Below are 20,257 nucleotides of genomic sequence, written 5' to 3' on the forward strand. Positions count from 1 at the left end.
TTTCCCACTATAGCAACTTGGCAAAAGAATGTCAACGCCGGATCAGGGTCAGATTTTGTAACATCATCCTTTCACCGCGCCCTGGGTAATTCCCCCGATTATATATTTCTGCAGCATCAGATACAGCGCTAATATAGGAATAACAGAAAGTATAAACAGCGCGAATGCCAGTCCCAGTTCAATACTGTTTTCACCGAAAAAGAAATACTGGGTCAGGGGAATGTTCCTTACCTGTTTTTGCTGAAGCAGAGTCAGAGACATCTGAAAATCATTCCATACATTGAGAGCGTTTAAAACAATGGAAGTCAGAACAATGGGCTTCATGAGAGGAAACACAATCCGAAAGAAGACGGAATACAAGCCTGCGCCGTCAATGGCTGCAGCCTCCTCTAATTCCTTTGGAATACTTTTTACAAATCCCGATACTAACAGCACCGTAAATGCGATCTGAAAACCGATTTTTGCAAAAATAAAACCATGGAGTGTGTTTAACAGCTTCCACCGTGTCATGTCAATATAAAGCGGTGTCATGATTGACTGAAAGGGAATAATCATCGCACCTACAAAAAGATAGTAGATCAGGTTATAGAATCGGTTATTTTTTCGTGCGATAATATAGGAAGCCATGGTACAGGTCAGCGTGATGAATAAAACTGCCAGTACCGTTGTAACAAGGCTGTTTCTCAGTGCCAGTCCAAAATTCGAAGTTTCAATGGCTCTGGTAAAGTTATCCCAGTGTATGGTTTTCGGAAATGCCAGACGGTCTGTTACCATCTCCTGCTTCGACTTCACAGAATAAATCAAAGCGATATAAAACGGACTGATCACCAGCAGCGTCATTGCCAGCTTTACAAGTACCGACAAATACTTCTGAATTTTTCTACTCATCAGATCTCCACCTCCCTGGCTCTTAAGGTTTTTGAAACCAGCGTGCTGACTGCAAAGATAGAAATGGTAAACACCACTGCAATGGCTTGTCCGTAGCCCGCCTTAAAGTAAGTAAACAGATTATTGTAGATCAGCATTGCTACCGTTTCCGATGCTCTTCCCGGACCGCCTGCAGTGGCTGCCATGGGATAATCAAATACTTTCATTCCCCACGCAAGTAAAAGGGTAAAATTAGCGGTAACTGCCGGAGCAATCATCGGGAATGTAATTGCTTTAAATTTCTGCCAGGAAGTGGCCCCTTCAAGCTCTGCCGCCTCATAATAATCTTTTGATACTCCCTGAATGGCAGCAATATAAACCACCATGCAGTATCCCGCATCCCTCCATATGGAGATGACTGCAAGTCCGATCATAACCCAGGCTGTACTTCCAAGGGGACTGGCAATTCCAAATTTGTCGTAAAACACATCACTGTAAACATATCGCCAGATATAGGAGGAAAGCACCAGACTGAGGCAGTAGGGCATAAAGATACAGGTTCTTAAAACGTTATTAAGTTTTGATTTCTTTGAAATCATCAGGGCAAACAACAAACCGAACAGATTGGAAAAAACCATTGTAACAGCCGTAAACAACAGGGTATTCTTAACGGCATTCGTTACATTTGCATCCTGAAAGATTCTGATATAGTTTTTAAGTCCAACATATGCCTTATCAGGACTCATGCCATCCCATTTGGTAAAAGAGATGGGAAATCCCTGCAGAAACGGATATGCCACAAAGATTGTAAACATAATCAGTGCAGGCAAAATAAAAGTAAACTCCTGAAGCTGTTTTTTCATTTTTCGGTTCATACTGCCTCCAAATTTGAATAAAAAAGCCAGGGAGTCATATAGCTCCCGCTACACTGCCACCCTGACTTTCTGAATTGATATCATTACTTCAAAAAACTACTGTCGAATGGATGCGATCTCATAATCAATGTCCTGAAGCAACTTGGCAACATCACGCTGGCTGTCATCTAATGTGACAAATTCCTGAAGTTTGGTACGGAACGCGGTGCTGTACTCAGATGTATAATCCGGAACCTGACTTTTGGATACTATCATATCGTTATCGATGTAAGATTTGATTTCCTTAATGAACTCATCAGAATCATCCGTTGACACATTCACATTGCTTGTCATAAGCTTTGCTGTTTCCATCCAGATCTTTGAGGACTGCTCGTTAGCGAAAAAGTTCAGTAATGCCATAACTTCATCTTTGTGCTCTGTCTGGGAAGATACGACAAATACATCATCAATACCAACCCAAAGCTTATTGTCCTCCGGCTTATCAGACCATGGGGTCGGGAACATACCGAATTCTCCGTCAGGGCTTGCAGCCATTACATCGCCCATCAGCCATCCGCCGTTCATATACATCGGTCTCTGTCCTGCTGCGAAGTTCTGAATTCCCTGCGTCTGGTCAACAGCGGTATCACCTGGATCTTTATAGGATGCAAACTTGGAGAACATGTCCATTGCATCTTTCACAACTGCGTTGTCAGATAATTCTTTCGTTCCCTCCTGGGAATCTTTCCAGACAGTCTTATTGTCTGTACCCACAGCCATGGCGGTAAAGAAGGAATCTAACTCGTGGAATACTCCGTGAATGAAATTATATGGATGGATAAACGGGTTAATTCCTTTTTCCTTAAAGGTATCGGCAACCTGAAAGAACTCTTCTCTTGTCTTTGGAACCTCTACTCCCGCTTCCTTAAACATCTTTTTATTATAGAAGCATGCCTTTACCTGCGCATCCAGAGGGAACCCGTAAACACCTCCGTTTACTGTACATTCATCCTTTAACATAGGGAGAACGTTTTTCATGCACTCCTCATTGGAAATATCCATGAAATATCCGCCGTCTACGAATTCTTTCATTGTCTGGGGTTTTCCGAACATGATATCAGGAGCTTCTCCTGCTGCAATGTAATTCTTATAAGTAGCAATATAGGAAGAGGAAGCTACTACCTCCACTTCTACATTGATATTTGGATATTCCGCTTTAAATGCTTCCAGCATGGCATCCAGTGCATCCCGCTTGGACTGCTCCCCCATATAGTGTACCAGACGAAGTGTTACGGCATCCCCTCCTGCAGTCTTGCTCTGGCCTTCCGTTTCTTTTCCCTCTGCTTTTGTGGCCTGCTCCGTAGCTGCCACTGTGGTTTCTTCCTTGCTGCCTTTGGAGCATCCGGTGGCAGATGCAGCCATCAGACCGGCCAGCAGGAGCGCAGAGACCCGCTTGAAATACATTTTTCTCATAATACATCCTCCTTATAAACTATCATTTTTGATGTTGCATGATAGTTATATTTTAGCAGACGAAAGCGTCAGATTATATATGAATATTTAGCTGTATTATTATATATCTTGTCATTTCCAGTCACCATACAGCGAAAAAGGGCAGGTTTGGTATCTGCAATGCAGATACCAACGGCTGCCCTCTAAAGCTCTCTGTTTCTTTCATTAATTCGAAATACCCGCAATCGCTTCCCTTACATTTTCCACGCCGATCAGCTTAATCCCCTCAACAGCTCCCATCTTCTCCAGGGAAATCTTTGGCAGAATGCAGGTATGAAATCCCAGCTTCTTAGCCTCATTCACTCTCTGCTGTGCCATGGAAACTGCTCTCACTTCTCCTGATAATCCCACCTCTCCGAATATGATGGTTTTAGAATCAATGGCCCTGTCCTTCATGCTGGAAACGATTGCCATAAGAATTGCTAAATCCAGGGCCGGTTCATTCATGCGAAGTCCTCCGGTAATATTCACATAAGCATCAAAATGGGACAGATCATAATGGCCCCTCTTTTCCAAAACTGCCATCAGAAGATTTACCCGGTTATAATCCGTACCTGCCGCCGTACGCCTTGGCATACCAAAGGCAGTGGGGGTAATGAGGGCCTGTACCTCAATCAGCATGGGCCTTGTTCCCTCCATGGAACAGGCGACTACTGCCCCGGAAGCATCCTCCGGCCTTCCGCTCAACATAAATTCAGAAGGATTCTTTACCTCCGCCAGTCCGCTTTCTATCATTTCAAAAACACCGATTTCGTTGGTGGATCCGAAGCGGTTCTTTACTCCCCGGATGATCCGGTAGGATGCACTTCTCTCCCCTTCAAAATATAAAACGGTGTCCACCATATGTTCCAGAACTCTGGGACCTGCAACCACGCCTTCTTTTGTTACGTGGCCAACGATAAATATGGCAATTCCTTTCCCTTTTGCGATCTGCATGAGCAGATTCGTGGATTCCCTCACCTGGCTTACGCTGCCCGGAGCAGATGAGATCTCTTCCCGGAACATGGTCTGAATGGAATCAATAATCACAACATCCGGTTTTTCCTCATGAATAGCCGTCTCTATGAGATCCAGGTTTGTCTCACATAAAAACAGCAGCTCTCCCTTCACTTCCCCGATCCGGTTCGCCCGCAGTTTAATCTGCTTTAATGATTCTTCGCCTGATATGTATAAAACCTTCTTCTCTGATAATGCCAGATTCCGGCATACCTGCAGCAGAAGGGTGGATTTTCCGATACCCGGATCTCCGCCCACAAGGACTAAAGAGCCTCTTACCACACCCCCGCCTAAAACCCGGTCTAATTCCTCATACCCGGTTTTCATCCGGTCCTGTTCGTCAAGTACAATCTCAGACAGTCTGGCCGGTTTTATCTTCCCGCTTATCCCTCCGTCAGCAGCGATCTTTGAAATCCCCCGTTTTCCGGAAGCTTCTGCCTTTGCCACCGGTTCCTCCACAAATGAATTCCATTCACGGCAGACCGGACACTGGCCAAGCCACTTTGCCGATTCATAACCGCATTCCCTGCAAAAAAATGCAGTTGTTTTTCCTTTTGCCATTCATACCTCCTGGTGAAACAAGAAAAATCCGGGTCCGAATCTCTTTCAGAAAAAGAGCCGGACCCGGACTAAAGTTTCATTACTTTCTGCTGATCTTTACCTTCACTGGTGTTCCTTCGTTCAGTTCCACACTGGCTGACAGCTTCCCGCTCATGTTGGTTCTCATGCCGCCTGCTGCTGCGCCGTCGACAAACACTTCATACTCGGTATCTTCTGCCAGCTGGACTGTAAGCTGAGCATCCTTATCGCCTTCTACTTCAAATTCCACACCATCATCAGATACTGTAAACTTCTCCACTGCAGTACCTGGTACGGATTCGTATACAAACATTCCGTTACGCTCCAGCTTGGTTATCTCATAAAATGTCTTAACTTTATATAAATCACCATCGTGCTCAAAATCCTGTAATTTTGACTTTGTTCCTAATTTGTAATTACCAAAGCTGATTGTACCGTCTTTCTCTGTGCGGATTAATTCTTCAATTACCGGCATCGGTTTGCCCTCCTAGTATTTTCTTTACTTATCCCTGTTGGCGAAGAAAAGATCCTTTCGCTTGTTGTTATTATACACGAATTGCAATCAATTGGCTAGCTGTTTATCAGCTCTCTTACAGAAAATTTCAGTCCGTCATCTCCTGCAGTAACCAGAACTGTATCGCCTGTTTTTACGGTTCCGGAAAGGATCTCTTCTGCAAGCTTATCCTCTAAACTGCTCTGAATGGTACGCCGCAAGGGTCTCGCACCGTATTTTTCATCATAGCCTTTCTGAATCAGATAATCCTTAGCCGCCTCATCAATTTCAATTGTGATGCTCATCTGTTCGGAAGTACGTTTCATAATGTCTTTCATCATAATGGTCACAATATCTTTCATATGAGTCTTATTTAACGGATGGAACACAATAATCTCATCAATTCTGTTAACAAATTCCGGTTTAAACAGCTTCTTGACTTCTTCCATAACCCGGTCCTTCATAAGCTTATAATCGGCCTTTTCATCGGCGGCAGCACCAAATCCCAGACGTTTTGGAGATATGATATTTTCTGCTCCTGCATTGGAAGTCATAATAATTACGGTATTTTTAAAATCAATCTTTCTTCCCTGGGCATCTGTGATATGACCGTCATCAAGCACCTGAAGAAGAATGTTGAATACATCGGGGTGTGCCTTTTCAATCTCGTCAAAGAGAATCACGGAATAAGGGTTTCTTCTTACCTTTTCACTTAACTGTCCGCCTTCATCGTAGCCCACATATCCTGGCGGGGAGCCGATAATCTTGGATACGCTGTGCTTCTCCATATATTCAGACATGTCAACGCGGATCAGAGCACTGTCCACGCCGAACATGGCTTCTGCAAGAGCTTTGGAAAGTTCTGTCTTTCCCACTCCCGTAGGTCCAAGAAACAGGAAGGAACCGATTGGGCGCCTGGGATCTTTGAGTCCTACCCTTCCTCTTCTGATGGCTTTTGCAACTGCAGTAACAGCCTCTTCCTGACCGATCACCCGTTCATGAAGAATGGATTCCAAGTTCCGCAGGCGTTCGCTTTCTCCCTCTTCCAGTTTCTTTACCGGGATCTTTGTCCAGGTTGATACAACATCTGCAATCTCCCCTTCGTCGACGGTGGGAATCTTAGAGGCTTTTTCTTTCTGCCATTTATCACGGATCTTATCGATCTTTTCTCTTTTTTTCTCCTGCTTTTTCTTTATGGAACCAGCCTTTTCGTATGCCTCTGACTTAATGGCAGCTTCCTTCTGGTCTTCTAAAAGCTCAATTTCTGCCTCCAGCCCCTTGATTTCAGAGGGTTCCGTAAAGGTGGCAAGGCGAACCTTGGAGGATGCCTCATCAATCACATCAATGGCTTTATCCGGAAGAAACCGGTCGTTGATATAACGGGAGGATAACTTCACCGCTGCTTTTATTGCCTCATCCGTAATCACAACCTTATGATGTTCCTCGTATCTGCCTTTTAAACCTCTTAATATACCGACTGCAGCCTCTTCAGAAGGCTCTTCCACAGTCACAGGCTGAAAACGCCGTTCCAGGGCGGAGTCCTTTTCAATATATTTGCGGTATTCTTCAATGGTGGTTGCACCGATTAACTGCAGTTCTCCTCTCGCCAGAGACGGCTTTAATATATTGGAGGCATCAATGGCGCCTTCCGCCCCTCCTGCTCCGATGATGGTATGAATCTCATCGATGAACAAAAGTACGTCGCCGTCTTCAATCACTTCTGCAATCACTTTTTTGATTCTTTCTTCAAATTCACCACGGTATTTGGAACCTGCCACCATGCCGGATAAATCCAGGGTCAGAAGCCTTTTGCCTGCGATTGTCTCCGGTACTTCTCCTGATGAGATCATCTGGGCAAGTCCTTCCACCACAGCGGTTTTACCTACGCCCGGTTCGCCGATCAGACAGGGATTATTCTTCGTTCTGCGGCTTAAAATCTGGATGAGACGAGTAATCTCTGATTCTCTTCCGATTACCGGATCTAACTTTCCCTTTACCGCCAGCTCCGTTAAGTCACGGCTGTAGCTGTCCAGAGTCGGAGTACTGCCCTTGCTTTTGCCTGACTTCATTAACTCTTCCTTGTTGGCAGGTGCATCCTCTCCCATGGCAGCCAAAACGTCAATATAGAGCTTCTGTACGCTGATGCCGATGGTATTAAGCAGTCTGGAGGCAACGCAGTCATTATCGCGGATAATGGAAATAAGAAGATGCTCGGTTCCGATTAAATTGGCTTTAAAACGGACTGCTTCCCGATAACTGTTTTCCAGAACCCGTCTGGCTCCTGGTGTGTAGCCGCCGTCTTCCCTCACCCTTACGGCCTGGTCGGGAGCAATCAGCTGGCTGATCAGACCCAGAACCTTATCTTCTCTGACACCGTTCTCAATGAGTACTCTGGCTGCAACACCGCTGCCCTCTTCCAGCAGCCCCAAAAGCAGATGCTCGGTTCCCACATAGCTGTGTCCCAGCCGCCCTGCTGCCTGCTCTGCCAGATTAATGGCCGTTCTTGCCTTTGTCGTAAATCTGTCTATCATAAATGCAATCCTCCTGTCAATTTAATTCCGGCAATTCCTCCCGGATGAATTCCGCCCTTGCCATATCAAGCTCCTCCTTATTCAGAGGACGATCGGAAATCTTCTGTAAATTTGCCGGCCAGATGCCAAGCATCAGGCGGTAAACGTTAAACTCTTCTTTTGTATGAATCAGACCATCCTCCAGTCCCGCCATCATCTGGGATAAAAAAATCATGGCATCTCTGGAAGTCAGCCTTCTGGCATATTTGAGCACGCCGTAAGACTTATAGATCTCATCTTCTCTTTCAATTTTCCGGCGCTGCAGGGATAACTTTCTTACCTGCATCTCCTGATTAGTCAGCTGAATGGCTGCTTTCGTGACAGTATCAATAATTTCCCGCTCCGTTTGTCCCAGTGTTTTCTGGTTGGAAACTTCATAAAGAGCTCCGAAATTATCTTCTCCTTCTCCGTAAACCCCCCTTACCGCAGCTCCGAAACGCCCCATCTCTCCTATCAGGCTTGAAAATTTACGTCCCTGGGAAAGCATGGGAAGATGTACCACGACCGATGCCCGAAGGCCGGTTCCCACATTAGTTGGAAAGGCCGTCAGATAACCATACCGGTCATCAAATGCATAAGGAAAACGTTCATTCATATAATCATCAATACCACTGGCCTGCTCCCACAGCTCTTCCAGATGCAGTCCTGTTTTTAAAACCTGAATCCGGATATGATCATCTCCGTTAAAGACAATCCCGGTATCTTCATTTTCTGAAAGCAGAATTCCCACAGGCGTCTTTTTGGCGATAATGGAAGAATTTAAAACCCTTCTCTCTTTAAATGCCACCCGGTCCAGTTCATTCAATTCATCAAGTATGGAAAAAACCATGGGTTTACCAAGCTCTTCACCCAAATCCTTTAAACCGAATTCCAGGCGGTGAATCATCTCGGTGCTTTCCTTATCATCCAGTTTAGAGGGAAATTTATACTCCTTCCAGTTTCTGACCAGACGGATCCGGCTGCTTATTACGCCAGATCTGCCGCTGTCAGTCTGTTCAAACCATTTAAGCATCGCCTTCATTCCCTTTCCTTAGTTCTTTTATCCTGTCCCTGCAAACGGCTGCCGTCTCGTAATCCTCAAACTGGAGCGCTTCTTTCAGCATTGTATCAAGTTCAAAGAGTTCGTCTTTATGGCTGCTTAAATCAGAACCTGCTTCATCCGGGTTTTGGCTCTGGTCCATATGGTCCATTCTTTGATAGACCGGAGTCTTTCCTGTATGCATAAGACTCCCCTGCAGTTGTTTGATGCTGTCCTCCATAAGAGGACCAAACACACTATAACAGTCTGCACAGCCAAACCGGCTGTCTTTCACAAACTCACTGTAGCTGGTGCTACAGGTGGGACAGGCGATCTGCGAAAGCTTATCCGGTCCTTTTTCTGTATCTTCAATTCCTAAAAGGCCTGATAGCAGCTTGCCAAGGGGGAACTCCCCATCAAATATGGCCGCATATACACCAAAATCCATCTCTTTTGCACATTGGGCGCAAAAATGGTGTTCTTTCTTTACACCATTCACCACTTCCGTATATTGAATATTTGCTTCGCGAATCTTACACTTCTCGCACAACATAAAGAACCTCCAATCCAGGGAATCACTGTTATCTCTGGCTTTTTATAAAAGACTGAAAAATCTCATCAACCAGCTGGTGAACCTCATCACACGAAATATTTTTGCAGATGCCTCTTGCTAACACAACGCTTAAATCCCTGCGCATCTCATCAAGAACCTGTATTTTATCTACATCCAGGGAAACAACCGCTCCTTTCCTGCGGTCCAGTTTCACAAATCCCTCCTGTTTTAAAACAGAGTACGCCTTATTTACCGTATGCATATTAATGCCTATATGATCGGCCATCTGGCGAACGGAAGGCAAGGGGTCTCCTTCTCTGATACTTTCCGTGGCGATTCCTATGATTATCTGGTTCCGAAGCTGAATGTAAATCGCTTCATCACTGTTAAAATCAATTTGCAATATCATCTTTTCACCATCTTTCGTTATATCTGTTATACACATAATAGCACACGATAATGCATTTTTCAATATATAATATATGCCAACACTCAAAACTCTGTTTTTAAAAGGCAATTTTTCTTTTAATCTCAGAGAATTATTATAACAAACCAATTTACTCTTTTCAATAGCATAGACTTTACAGGAACCGATCATTTTCCCTTTTTTAGAAATAAATATCTGTTTTTTCATTTAAAATAAAAGGAAAGCACCCGTGAAAAAGGGCGCTTTCCTTTCTATTTTAATTTATATGATTGATCAGTCATCCAGATCCATGAATTCAAAGTCATCATCCTTATTCTCATTCATCTTTGGATTTCTTCGGGCATTGACTGCCCTTTCCTTCGGCTGCGTCTGATGTACCCTTACTCCAGGCATTAAATTCTGCTCCATCTCTTCCAGGCTTGACTCTTCCATAAAATCATCCTCTTCCTCATAAACAGGGGTCTTGGGGATGAACGAATCAGGCTCGTCCATAATATCATCTTCAAAACCGGAATCCAGTCTGCCGGTCCGTTCTCTTTCGCTGTATTCCTCTCTGCTGTAACGTTTCACTTTCGCAGGCGGTGCATCTTCTGCCCTGCTTTCTCTGCGGCTCTTAGGCTCGTCCTTCCTCTTAGTCTCATGCAGAGGTTCATCAGGCCTTAAATCCGGTCCGCCGCCTCGTTTAATCAGGAAAATTACGATTACCAGTAATGCAAGAGCCAGTACGCTGACTGCAATTAAAATATAAAACTGTAAGTGATAATCCTTAAGCAGATCACTGTAGGTTTTCGCCAGCTCCACATATTTGTCATTGGTGACTCCGGAAGCAAAATATCTCTGAACTGTCTTTTCTGAAAGATCATACCGGTAGAAATTCTTTTCTCCATTCCAGTTCATTCCATAGAACAGGCAGTATTCAGCTTTTGATTCTGTATTGGCAACCCAGCCGGTTACTTTAATTCCGTCAATTTCAATCTGCTGCTCTTTAAAGCCTTCCGGAACCGCTGTGTCTTTATCAAGAGGCATGATCACAACTGCTTTTTCTGTTGTTTTTACCTCAACAAACTGAGACCAGCTGTCCGCACTTTCATTATAGATAAAGAATCCGCCGTTACCGCCCTCATCCTTTAAGTATAATAAAAGAATATCTTTCTCCAGTCCCTTTCCAGCCATCACCTCAGTTCCTTTATACTGATAGGTTTTGGTCTCAAAGCCTTCCGGCAGTGAGGATTCGTCGAATGAAGAAGCGATGCTGTACACTATATCATGAATGGTCACGGAAGCGGAGCTGAACTCAGCTTCACTTGTCTCCCCGCCATCACTGGCTGCAGGAGTGGTTTCTCCGCCTTCCGGTTTCGTGACTTTAATCGTATAATTCTTAATAGTCTGCCCATCTTCTGCCGTAACTTTGACGACGACCTGATTTTCTCCGGCTTTCAATCCTTTTTCACCCTGAAGGGTAACATGTGCTCCCGCATTGGAAGCAACTGCGTTGACAACCAGATCCGCTGTGCCGGCATCAACCTCTGCCGTATAGCTGTCCACAGATGCGGAAAAAGCAGGAGTTAATGTTCCGGGAGAAATCTTTAAGGATTTTAATGTGGCATCCTTTGAAGTTGTTGCAGGTGATGTAACTTTCACAGTGGCGCTTCCCTGCTTTGACAGAGTAACTGCACCGGAATTCACATCATAAATCTCCTGGGAAGTGACGCTTATCTTTCCGCTTCCGGCTTTTAATGTTTTAAATTTCAAAGTAAAATTAAAGGCTTTCTGATCTGCAGAATCCATGGTACCAAGGATCTTGATCGCCCCGGCTCCGCCATTGGCATTGGTTCCGCTTACAAATTCCAGTATTCCGGGATCATAAGACAGCATGATTTCTGCAGTCCCCAGTGCGGTATCGCTGGTCACTTTCATATTCACGGTCACATCATTCCCTACCATAACAGAAGGATCGGAAAATGAAATCTTCGCCTCTGCTGCTAAGGATACCATGTGGCCCCAGGGGCTTAATACAGCCATCATACAAACCAGCATAAAGCTGGTGATCAATTCTTTCAGTTTCCTGTTCATATAATCTCCTATTTCATAAACTTACATTCCAAGTACTTTCTTCTGCAAAAGAAGAAGGTCCTGAGAATTCACTTTTCCGTCGCCGTTTAAATCGGCTGCTGCTTTTCCGGACTCTGATAAGGTCTCCAGACCAAGAAGATATCTCTGCAGCTTCAGCACATCCAGGCTGTTGACTTTTCCGTCACCATTGATGTCGCTGCTACCTTTTGAAGCGGTACCGGCAGAGGCTGACTGGGTCTGCTGCGCCTGAGTCTGAGCCTGTGTCTGTGTCTGAGCCTGCGTCTGGGCAGGGCTGGTAACATCTGCCGACTGCCCTGGTCCCTGTTTCACTACTCCGGTAGATGCCTGTACCGATATATTGGAGGAACCATCCGGCGCTATGGTAATGTTGCTTCCGCCCGGTGTTCCTGCTTCATTTCCCGAAGAAGAACCGGAAGCTCCCGGTCCCCTGCTGCCGGAGGAGCTGTTGCTGCCTGAAGAGCTGCTGCCTCCTGATGAGCTGTTACTGCCTGATGAACCAGGGTTGGCTGGGGTACTGCTGCCGGAACTGTAGGTAGGACCATTTGCCTGACGGACTACATGAAGAATATACTCCCTCACATTACCGTTCTGTGCTGTAACGGAAACTTTAATATCATTATTGCCACTTTGAAGCGCAATAGTCCCGGTTCCGCTTACGGAAGAAGCAGAATACAGTGCAGAAGCGTTCACCTTAATACTGGTCACACCAGAATCCACAATCAGGTTATATTCCCTGGTATCCCGGTCAAAGCTTGGTGTCATAACAAATCCATCCACACTAAGTCCTGACAGCTTGTTATTGGGATTACCGTCACCCGTTGGCTGGCTGCATGGATTTTCAGGCATATTATTATAAACCGGTATTTTAAATTCAAGTGCGCTCTGCTTCATATCACTGTTATAAGCTTTTGAGTATACTGCTGCTTCAGATGCCGCACCCTGTACATTGGTCATATACTGATGCTTATAAAGATTTGACCCCTGTACATTATATTTCTTCAGATAAAATGTATCCTGCCCAACTTTTACGTAGTTATTACCATAATATAACGCACCGCCCAAAATTGATTTTTCCGGTGTATTCCACGGGCGCTCGTAATTGCCTGCCTGAGATGCCCACCACAAGCCTCTTTGCACAGCAGTCATGTTACCGGACTGATATGCTTCTATATTAAAGAAATTGTAATACCCGGCATAGCCTGATTCTGTGCCGGAAATGCTTTTGCCGGTGCCTGCCGATCCCTGTTCCTGTATGATCATGGCAGCCAGTACATAAGGGTTCACACCTGACTGAGTCGCTGCATTCATAATCATATTCGTATAAGCGCCGCTTCCTGTGGTGGTTCCTGTTGAAGGTGAGTCGGCAGAAGGTCCCGTAAGACTTGCTCCCGGTCCATAATCCATAAGAACTGCTGCATGGTTGGGTGTAATGGAGGCCTGGGGTGATTCCAGGCTTACATTGCCGGAAGAGGAACCCTGAGTTTCTGTATTTCCGCCAGGTCCGATATTGGCTCCGGGGCCGGCACTGTTTCCTGAATCCGTAGAAGATCCGCTTTCCGGCGTGGTAACTGCAGATCCCTGGGAGGAGCCGGTATTCGAGGTGCTTCCTGACAGGAATGTCCCCTTAACCATGGTATTTAATCCTTCCAGTGTATGCCTGTTGCTGTCATATGTATGCGACAGGAACTGAAATACATTGGTCTCATCAAGGAAATTCCTTGGATCCATATAGTACTTAACAATATCCTCGGATGCGGTAACCCAGCTGCTGCCATCGAATCCGACCCAGGTGCTGTTATTCCAGTCATAAGCTCCGTTTTCCGTAGATTTCCAGGATGACATGCTGTTGGTATGTACCAGGGTTTTACCCACCAGACTTTCTTCCTTCACTGCGGTATTCCAGTCTAAATTGGTTTTCTGTGCAGTAAACACCCAGTTGGGATATTGGGCATGAAGCGCTCTTAAACGCACCTTATAGCTTTCGGGAAACCCCTGTGCAGACAGTTTTGACTCAAAATCAGCATTGCTGGTATAAACCGCGGCAAATTTCAGATAGCTTTTTGTAACATAACCTGTCACTGCCTGACCGTTGGAATTGTTAAAACTTATCTCATACCAGAGCGCTCCGTCTGATCCGTTCTTTTCATTGACCACAGTGACGGAAGCTCCGTTGGTCAGCTTCGTAACAATTGAATAGGAAGTACCCGGTCCGCTTCTCACATTCAGTGTTGTAGCGTTTACCGTTGCCGCCTTATTCGTATAAGCATACGTATCTATGTATGGTGATATTGGTCCTGTAAAAGAATTAATCACCAGAATACCGGCAAGAACTGCTGCCATCTTACCAGCTTTTTTATACTTTCTCATCTGTTTCTCCCATGATACACTCAAGTATTTTTATTTCCAGTTATATGTAAATCATACATTATTTTATTATAATGACAAATGATACCATGTGTCAACAGAATCAGTTAATCTTCAGCCAATTGGAAATATTTGTAAGAAAATCTTTCATTTTATACAAATGACAAAAACAGCAGGATGCATAAACACCCTGCTGTCGGAAAAACCTGCTGATCTTAATTTATATTGTTCTTACCTGCAGGATTCAATCGCGGATTCCAAAATTGCAAGCCCGCTTTCAAGCTGTGCATCCGTCACCACTAACGGGCACAGAAAACGGATCACATTGGAATATGCACCTGCACTCTCCACAATTAAGCCATGGCGGACACAGTAGTCAACCAGCTCTCTCACCAGAACTGTATGAGGCTGTTTGCTCTGTTTATCCGTAACAAACTCAATTCCCATCATACAGCCGATTCCTCTCACATCTCCTACCTCTTCAAATTTTTCCTTCCACAATTGAAACCGGCTCCTGCATATATCTGATATCTCAATGGAACGGGAACACAGATCTTCTCTCTCCATAATTTCAATCACTTTTAAAGCAGATGCACATGCAAGCGCATTTCCCCCAAAGGTTCCGCCTATAATTCCGCCTTTTACACCGTCAAATATTTCTGCTGATGCAGTGACTGCACTTAAGGGCAATCCCCCGGCTATTGATTTGGCGGAGGCCAGAATATCCGGAGCGCAGCCGGCATCCTTCCAGTAGTTGGAAACAAACATTCTGCCGGAACGTCCAAAACCGGTCTGCACCTCATCAGCAATCAGCAGAATCCCTTTCTCGTCACAGATTTTCCTTAACGCCTTCACCCATTCCATGGGAGCCGGAACAAAACCGCCCTCCCCCTGTACCGGCTCTACCACAATTCCCGCCACAAATTCTGCAGGAGAAGCTTCTTCAAACACCTTCTGCAGCTTTTCCATATAATAGTCAACTGCTGCAGCATCGCTTAATCCCTCCGGCTTTCTGTATAAATACGGGAATTCTGCACGGTAAATTCCATCTGGAAACGGCCCGATCCCAAACGCATATGTTTTTTTCGCAGTCATCGTGGCAGCAAGAAGGGTTCTTCCATGAAACGCTCCGGAAAATACAATAATATTGGGTCTTCCTGTATAGGATTTTGCAATTTTCACCGCATTCTCGATAGCTTCAGCTCCGGAATTTGCAAACATGGTTTTTCTTTTTTCTGATTTGAGGGGAACAATCTCGTTCATTTTTTCGGCAAGCGCTATGTATCCTTCGTGGGTGACAATATTCATCATTCCATGAAAATATTTTTCCGACTGTTCCTTAACCGCTTCTACAATCTCCGGATGGCTGTATCCAATATTCAATACACCCACACCGCCTACCCAGTCAAGAAACCGGTTTCCATCCAAATCCTCCAGCATAGCGCCCTCTCCCCTGCTGATCACGCAGGGATATACAGATTTAATGGCACCTGGCACCGCTTCCTCTCTCCGTTTTAAAACAGCTTCTGCTTTCGGTCCCGGCAGGAGAGTTTTTATTTCCGGCAATGCATCTCTCAGCATAAGATCCTCCTTTTTGCCATCATAAGGCAATTTAAATTGATTTTGTATAAATACTGTTTATCTCTTCCCGGCTTAGTATAACCGGGTGATTGGCAATACTGGCAGCAGATATCTTCATACAGTTTTCTGTCAGCCACGGTACATCAGATTCTGTAATTCCCATATCTCCCAGGGTTTCTGTTAAATGAAGTTCTGATGTCAATTCCCTGATCCGACTGACAAAATCAGACTCATTTTTCCCACCCAGCATTTTTGACATGGCTGCAAATTTATCCGGCGAACCTTTTATGGAGGCTTCATAGACATAAGGAGCCAGAGCTGCCAGACCTCTGCCGTGAACCGCATTTTTAAGCCCGCTGACCGGGTGCTCCATTCCGTGAAGCGCAGTCACTCCCGCTGTGTTAATTACCATTCCGCCTAAAGTGCTTGCAAGACACAGTTTCTCCCAGCTGTCTAAATCTTTACCGTCTACATAGACTTTCTTTAAGCTGTCTGCAGCAAGCCGGATTCCTTCCAATGCCATCAGATCGGTAAGCGGCTGGGATATGGTTGATATATAAGCATCCATGTTATGGCAGAGGGCATCAAAGCCTACCGATGCCAATACAGCTTTCGGCATGGTGGTCATCAGCAGCGGATCAATGATGGAACATGCAGGAACAATGGCACTGCACCGGAGTGATTTTTTATCTGACGTATCCGGGTTTGTCATCACGGCAAAACCATTGCCCTCACTTCCGGTCCCGCAGGTAGTGGGAACTGCCAGAACCGGAAGTGCCTTATCGCTGACCTTTCTGCCGAAAATGTACTCGTTGATATCTCCACCGTTTACTGCCTGAAAGGCAATTCCTTTTGCCGCATCCAGACTGCTCCCGCCTCCAAGAGCTACAACAAGATCACAGCCTTCTAAAGAAGCGATGCCAGCCCCCTCATATACCGTAGTTGTTAAAGGATTGGGCTCCACTTTATCAAAAAGCACGCTGGAAACTCCCTGCTTTTTAAGAAGTTCCTCCGTTCTGGCAAGGAGACCGGATTCCTTTGTACTCCTGCCTCCCGTTACAATAAGCGCCCGCTTTCCAAGTAAAGCCGCTTTTTCTCCGATTAATTCCGCTTTTCCCCGTCCAAATACCAGATTAACCGGCAGGTAATATTGAAAATCCATATAAATGCCTCTCTCTTTCACTACTATTTTACGTTCTTTGTTTTCCCTTCCTCTACTCCAACAAAATAGTCATCAGTCAGACCATAGGATTTTAATATTCCTGATAATGTACCGTCTTCCTTCATTTCACTCAGACACTTGTTGATTTCATTTAAGAAATCCTTATCCTGGAAACGGACTGCGGCACCGATCTGTCCGCTGGCCTCCGCTTCGTAGGGAGCTAAAAGTTTCAGTTTTAAAGAACTGTCTGAAGAAAGTGTATAGCCTGCAACAATTCCGTCAGTCACAACTGCGTCAACCTTTCCCGTGTTAACTGCCGTCATCAGTGTTGCCTGATTGTCGAACGCAAGAAGCTCCCCTATTTTTCCTTCATCCAGCCATTTTTGTGCAGTTTCATAGAATGCAGTACCTGGCTGCGCACCAATTTTTTTGCCTTTTAAATCCTCTTTGCTTTTAATGTCTGAATCAGCGGGTATTACAACCGCCTCACCCTCCTGATACCATTTATCTGTAAACGCTGCAATTTCTAGCCGCTCATCCTTTACATACATGCCATCAACAACCATATCAATATTGTTGTTATTCAGTTCTACCAGAAGATTGGAAAAATCGATCTCCTTCATTTCGATATCTGCAATTCCCATGCGTTTGCAAATTTCTTTTAAGATTTCAATATCAATTCCCTTTAATTGTCCGCTTTCCACATCTTTATAGCAAAATGGTGCGTCATTGGATGAACCAATCAGGATTGATCCCTTCTCCTTTATTTTCTTTAACATGGCAGACTCTCCTGTACTCTGACCGGAAGCGGTGTTTTGTGTCTTGCCTGCTTCTGTGTCTTTTCCTGCTGCCTCCTTCCCGCTGCAGCCCGTCAGTAAAACTGCGGCCATCATTGCCAGCACTGCGATTCTTTTTCCTGTTTTCATTTTTTTCATAATTCTCCTGCCTTTCTTTCCTTGTTGATAGATTCATATAAATTTACGGCATACGCTTGAGTCTGCGTTCCAGAATCCCGGTCATCTGGGAAAGGGGAATGCTGAGTAATAAATAGACAATCGCCAGAAGAGTATACGCTTCTACCGTAAGAAATGTCTGGGAAGCGTAGGTTTTTGTACGAAGAAGAAGTTCCTGCACAGAGATCATTGCCAGCAGGGACGTATCCTTTATCAGCATAACCAGATAATTTCCAAAGACCGGTACGGAATTCCTCAGTGCCGGAGGTATGATAAAATGAAACATTACCTTCGCCTCACTAAATCCCAGTGCCAGCCCTGCCTCTCTCTGCCCGGGGTCTACTGCAAGAATTGCAGAACGGATGACTTCTGACATGTAACAGCCGTAGTTAACGGCAAATCCGATGATTCCGCAGGTGGATGCTTTCAGTTGTATATTGGTTTCGTACCCTGCCATGGCGAGGATTCCGTTTAACAGAGTTGGTATCACATAATAGATATAAAAAAGCTGAACAAGAAGCGGTGTTCCTCTGATCAGTTCAATTAAAACCGATAAAATCCGGCTGAGCACCCTGTTTTTTGAAAGGCGTCCGATTGCAATGATAAGAGCTGCAGTGAGTGCACAGAAAAAACCGGAAAGTGTTATATAAAGAACAATTCCCACTCCTCCCAACAGACTGGGGCCCAGCGTATGAATTGCTTTTCCAAAATTCAGTTCCATCCCTTCACCTCCCTAGAGTACTCTGGACAAGAATGTCCTGGTTCTTTCATTCCGTGGATTCGTAAATATGTCCTGCGGAGCCCCTTCTTCTACCACAAACCCGCCATCCATGAAGATCACACGATCTGCCACATCTTTTGCAAATCCCATTTCATGGGTGACCACAATCATAGTCATTCCCTCTTTTGCCAGCTGTTTCATTACCTCCAGCACATCCCCAACCAGCTCAGGATCCAAAGCGGAAGTCGGCTCATCAAAGAGAAGTATCTCAGGCTTCATTGCCAACGCCCGTGCGATGGCCACCCGCTGCTGCTGACCGCCTGATAATGCGGAAGGATAAGCATGTGCCCTGTTTTCCAGCCCGACCTTTCCAAGAAGATCCATTGCCTGTTCTTTTGCCTCTTTAACAGGAACCTTATTGAGTTTGACGGGTGCATACATTACATTTTCCAGGGCGTTTTTTAAAGGAAATAAATTAAATCTCTGAAATACCATTCCCACCTGTTTTCTGTAATCTGTGACCTTTTTTCCTAAATGCGTGATATCCTCTCCATGATACAGGATCTCTCCTCCTGTAGGGCTCTCCAGCAGATTAACACAGCGCAGAAGCGTACTTTTACCCGATCCGGAAGGTCCTATAATCACCACTACTTCACCCTTTTCTACTGACAGATTGACATCTTTTAAAACTTCCAGATCTTCAAAGCATTTAGACAGATTTTTTATTTGCAGCATGATGAACCTCCTTTTTATCCTTTTTGATACAACAAAAAAGGCAATGTCTTTTTTTCAAAAGCTCCATTGCCCGGAATGTTATATGTGGATATTTTTTTACAGCATATTCTGAAATTTTTTACGGATAATCTCTGTTAAGATTTCACAGGTACCTTCCACGCCCAACAGGCTGGAATCAATCATAACATGCTTATGCTCCTTATCTGACATGACATAACCGCAGTAATGCCTGTGATAGGATTCTCTCGCCTTGTCAACCGAGGCGATCATCTTCCTTGCCTCATCCGGTCTCATGTTCAGACGCTCAACGCAGTTTTTTAATCTTGCCTCATAAGGGGCATATATAAAAATGTGAATAATATTCTTATAATCTTCCAGAATATGATCCGCACATCTTCCTACGATGATACATGATTCTCTCTCAGCCAGATCAATGATTATCTTTTTCTGGACTGCAAAGACAGAATCCTGAATGGCGGTGGTCCCCATTCCAAGAGGATAGTTCATATTAAAGAATGCTGATTTGGCACTTTCTTCCACATCGCTGACAGCAGAGACCGGAAGATTTAAATCTTTCGAAGTCATCTCAACAATGTCTCTGTCATAATATTCGATACCAAGATTCTCACTGACCATTCTGGCAATGGGTCTTCCCAGGCTGCCAAACTGTCTTGTTATGGTAACAACAAACTTTTCTTTCATATGGTACACCTCTTTTCTAAAGGTATTTGTTATAGCGTTTATTATACTCCCTCCCTGTTTCCCCTGCAATGTCTGC

General features: G+C 44.8%; 17 protein-coding genes. All 17 read right to left on the reverse strand.

What is annotated here, in order from left to right; translation table 11 throughout:
* Window positions 1–63 precede the first annotated feature (63 nt).
* The 17 genes from V7D18_RS11735 to V7D18_RS11815 all read right to left on the reverse strand — a co-directional run bounded on the left by V7D18_RS11735 (window position 64) and on the right by V7D18_RS11815 (window position 20,181).
* Window positions 64–888, reverse strand: coding sequence for a carbohydrate ABC transporter permease (locus V7D18_RS11735; protein WP_426154465.1), 825 nt, complete (start codon window positions 886–888; stop codon window positions 64–66).
* The gene (locus V7D18_RS11740; RefSeq protein WP_426154466.1) at window positions 888–1,742 is read right to left on the reverse strand and encodes a carbohydrate ABC transporter permease; all 855 of its coding nucleotides are present in this window, start codon (window positions 1,740–1,742) and stop codon (window positions 888–890) included. Before V7D18_RS11740 ends, V7D18_RS11735 begins: the two co-directional genes overlap by 1 nt.
* Before the next feature lie 96 nt (window positions 1,743–1,838).
* Window positions 1,839–3,194, reverse strand: coding sequence for an ABC transporter substrate-binding protein (locus V7D18_RS11745; protein ID WP_426154467.1), 1,356 nt, complete (start codon window positions 3,192–3,194; stop codon window positions 1,839–1,841).
* A 204-nt stretch (window positions 3,195–3,398) separates the two neighbouring features.
* Window positions 3,399–4,790 (reverse strand): DNA repair protein RadA, encoded by a 1,392-nt coding sequence (radA, locus tag V7D18_RS11750; protein WP_426154468.1) that lies wholly within the window; start codon window positions 4,788–4,790, stop codon window positions 3,399–3,401.
* A gap of 79 nt (window positions 4,791–4,869) precedes the next feature.
* Window positions 4,870–5,283 (reverse strand): endosialidase, encoded by a 414-nt coding sequence (locus V7D18_RS11755; RefSeq protein WP_426154469.1) that lies wholly within the window; start codon window positions 5,281–5,283, stop codon window positions 4,870–4,872.
* A gap of 95 nt (window positions 5,284–5,378) precedes the next feature.
* The gene (locus V7D18_RS11760) at window positions 5,379–7,832 is read right to left on the reverse strand and encodes an ATP-dependent Clp protease ATP-binding subunit (protein ID WP_426154470.1); all 2,454 of its coding nucleotides are present in this window, start codon (window positions 7,830–7,832) and stop codon (window positions 5,379–5,381) included.
* Window positions 7,833–7,848: 16 nt separating this feature from the next.
* Complete coding sequence (locus V7D18_RS11765; RefSeq protein WP_426154628.1) at window positions 7,849–8,883, reverse strand: ATP--guanido phosphotransferase; 1,035 nt, start codon at window positions 8,881–8,883, stop codon at window positions 7,849–7,851.
* Window positions 8,876–9,442: a UvrB/UvrC motif-containing protein gene (locus tag V7D18_RS11770; RefSeq protein ID WP_426154471.1), complete on the reverse strand. Its 567-nt coding sequence runs from the start codon at window positions 9,440–9,442 to the stop codon at window positions 8,876–8,878. The genes V7D18_RS11765 and V7D18_RS11770 overlap by 8 nt, the downstream gene beginning before the upstream one ends.
* Before the next feature lie 28 nt (window positions 9,443–9,470).
* Window positions 9,471–9,851: a GntR family transcriptional regulator gene (locus tag V7D18_RS11775; protein WP_426154472.1), complete on the reverse strand. Its 381-nt coding sequence runs from the start codon at window positions 9,849–9,851 to the stop codon at window positions 9,471–9,473.
* A gap of 291 nt (window positions 9,852–10,142) precedes the next feature.
* Complete coding sequence (locus V7D18_RS11780; protein WP_426154473.1) at window positions 10,143–11,942, reverse strand: cadherin-like beta sandwich domain-containing protein; 1,800 nt, start codon at window positions 11,940–11,942, stop codon at window positions 10,143–10,145.
* 21 nt (window positions 11,943–11,963) lie between these two features.
* Complete coding sequence (locus V7D18_RS11785; protein ID WP_426154474.1) at window positions 11,964–14,330, reverse strand: dockerin type I domain-containing protein; 2,367 nt, start codon at window positions 14,328–14,330, stop codon at window positions 11,964–11,966.
* A 228-nt stretch (window positions 14,331–14,558) separates the two neighbouring features.
* Complete coding sequence (locus V7D18_RS11790) at window positions 14,559–15,908, reverse strand: aspartate aminotransferase family protein (RefSeq protein WP_426154475.1); 1,350 nt, start codon at window positions 15,906–15,908, stop codon at window positions 14,559–14,561.
* Window positions 15,909–15,939: 31 nt separating this feature from the next.
* Window positions 15,940–17,070 carry an iron-containing alcohol dehydrogenase gene (locus tag V7D18_RS11795; protein ID WP_426154476.1) on the reverse strand — a complete coding sequence of 377 codons (1,131 nt, stop codon included), beginning with the start codon at window positions 17,068–17,070 and terminating at the stop codon, window positions 15,940–15,942.
* A 23-nt stretch (window positions 17,071–17,093) separates the two neighbouring features.
* Window positions 17,094–18,005: a substrate-binding periplasmic protein gene (locus tag V7D18_RS11800; RefSeq protein ID WP_426154477.1), complete on the reverse strand. Its 912-nt coding sequence runs from the start codon at window positions 18,003–18,005 to the stop codon at window positions 17,094–17,096.
* A 43-nt stretch (window positions 18,006–18,048) separates the two neighbouring features.
* Window positions 18,049–18,744: an amino acid ABC transporter permease gene (locus V7D18_RS11805; protein WP_426154478.1), complete on the reverse strand. Its 696-nt coding sequence runs from the start codon at window positions 18,742–18,744 to the stop codon at window positions 18,049–18,051.
* Between the two features lie 12 nt (window positions 18,745–18,756).
* Window positions 18,757–19,479 (reverse strand): amino acid ABC transporter ATP-binding protein, encoded by a 723-nt coding sequence (locus V7D18_RS11810; RefSeq protein ID WP_426154479.1) that lies wholly within the window; start codon window positions 19,477–19,479, stop codon window positions 18,757–18,759.
* Between the two features lie 96 nt (window positions 19,480–19,575).
* Window positions 19,576–20,181: an AAA family ATPase gene (locus V7D18_RS11815; protein ID WP_117415231.1), complete on the reverse strand. Its 606-nt coding sequence runs from the start codon at window positions 20,179–20,181 to the stop codon at window positions 19,576–19,578.
* Window positions 20,182–20,257: the final 76 nt, after the last annotated feature.

Source organism: Lacrimispora sp. 38-1 (genome assembly GCF_049890855.1).
Classification (GTDB): domain Bacteria; phylum Bacillota; class Clostridia; order Lachnospirales; family Lachnospiraceae; genus Lacrimispora.